This is a genomic window from Streptomyces sp. NPDC054849 (genome assembly GCF_053610945.1).
Window position 1 is genome coordinate 1 of record NZ_JBSGZI010000195.1, and the last position, 1,778, is coordinate 1,778.

Sequence of the window (1,778 nt, forward strand, 5' to 3'; positions counted from 1 at the left end):
CTGGGGCTGAGCCCCGGCCCTGGGCTCGGTGGCGACACGAGGACCCGCCGGTCCGCCACAGGGGAGCGGACCGGCGGGTCCCGAATCACCGTCCGGGCACCCGACCTGCCCCGAGACCCGTGAGACCGCCCCGGCGCGGGGACTCCCGCGCGCGTCACCGGCGTGTCCTTCCGGCGGCGGGATAGCGTCGGACCCCCTCGGCCGGTGGCCGGAAGTCGCGCTTGCCAGGTCGGTAAGGCCTACCTAACCTATGGCTCGCTCGCGCTCGAGGATCCCCGCCACGACTTCGGGCCCCCGTCCCCCACCGCAGGAGTCCCCCCATGACCTCGCGTCTCGACCATGCCCGGCCCTATGCCCTCGCGCTGTTCCGGATCGTCACCGGACTGCTCTTCGCCTCGCATGGGGCCGCCTCCCTCTTCGGAGTCCTCGGCGGTGCGCACGGCGGCGGCACCGTCGCGGCCGGCAGCTGGCCGGGCTGGTACGCCGCAGCCATCCAGCTGATCGCCGGCGGCCTGATCCTGCTGGGCCTCGGTACCCGCGCGGCCGCCTTCGTCGCCTCCGGCTCGATGGCGTACGCGTACTTCACCGTGCACCAGCCCGAGGCGCTCTGGCCGCTGCAGAACGGCGGCGAGGCCTCCGCGATGTTCTGCTGGTCCTTCCTGCTGCTGGTCTTCACCGGCCCGGGCGCCTTCGCCGTGGACCGGCTGTTCGGCTCCCGCACCTCCGCCTCATCCTCCGCATCCTCCGGACGCCGGGACGAGACCCGCCCGGAGACCGTGACCGCCTGAGGAATCGATTCCCCGCCGCTTCCCTCGGCGCCCGGGCCCCAGCGGGGCGGTGCGGCCAACGTCTGGTCGTGCCCGACGCGTTCGACCGAGCGGCGACGGTTCAGGCAGCCGCTCGGCCCCCGCGGGGACCCCCGCAACCTCGGCCCGGTCTGCATACCGGGTGGGGCGGGGCCCGCCCCCGAACGACCGGTCCGCCGGGCGATAGCCTGGATCCATGGACGAACTCAACGGGGTGGAGATCGTCGGCTTCGCGGACGCGGAGGCGTTCGAGGGCTGGCTCGCCGAGCACCACACGCGCCACGAGGGGGTGTGGATCAGGCTCGCGAAGAAGAAGTCCGGCATTGCGTCGGTCACCGACGACGAGTTGGTCGACATCGGGCTGTGCTACGGATGGATCTCCGGGCAACGGCGCGCCCTCGACGCGCAGTACTACCTGCAGAAGTACGTGCCCCGTCGGCCCAAGAGCCTGTGGTCACAGGTGAACGTGGACAAGGTCGCGGAGCTGACGGCCGCGGGCCGGATGCGTGAACCCGGGCTGGCCGAAGTACGCCGGGCGCAGGAGGACGGGCGCTGGGCGCACGCGTACGAGTCGCAGAAGACGGCGTCGGTGCCACCGGACCTCGCGGCGGCGCTCGATGCGCACCCCGAGGCCGGGAAGGCGTTCGAGGCGCTCGACAAGACCGGACGCTACCTCGTCGTGCTGCCGCTGCTGCAGGCGCTCAGTCCGGAGACCAGGCGGGCCCGGCTCGACAGAGCTGTGCGTCTGCTGATGGGGGGTGGCGCGCCGGCCTGAGCCGGTCGCGCGGGCCGTGGGGCGGTAGGGCCGTGCAGCGGTAGGCAGGGGGGCCGCGGGCGGGGACGGTGGGCGGCGGGGAAAGGCGTCGGGCCTGGCCCACCCCGCGGTGGGCCAGCCCCGCCGGGCAAACAAAAACCCGGTGACGAGTTGTGCAAGCCGGGCCTAAACGGCCCCCCCCCCGGATTAAACAATTT

The 1,778-nt window shown here is 73.2% G+C and carries 2 protein-coding genes; both read left to right on the forward strand.

What is annotated here, in order from left to right:
• Positions 1-320: 320 nt before the first annotated feature.
• Complete coding sequence (locus tag ACWGIF_RS37825; protein WP_453504396.1) at positions 321-788, forward strand: DoxX family protein; 468 nt, start codon at positions 321-323, stop codon at positions 786-788.
• A 214-nt stretch (positions 789-1,002) separates the two neighbouring features.
• On the forward strand, positions 1,003-1,581 hold the full coding sequence (locus ACWGIF_RS37830; protein ID WP_453504398.1) for a YdeI/OmpD-associated family protein: 579 nt from the start codon (positions 1,003-1,005) through the stop codon (positions 1,579-1,581).
• The last annotated feature ends 197 nt before the right edge of the window (positions 1,582-1,778 follow it).

Bases quoted from the DNA above. Each gene is read 5' to 3' on its own strand.
- ACWGIF_RS37830 (WP_453504398.1), top strand. From the start codon at position 1,003: ATGGACGAACTCAACGGGGTGGAGATCGTCGGCTTCGCGGACGCGGAG.
- ACWGIF_RS37825 (WP_453504396.1), top strand. From the start codon at position 321: ATGACCTCGCGTCTCGACCATGCCCGGCCCTATGCCCTCGCGCTGTTC.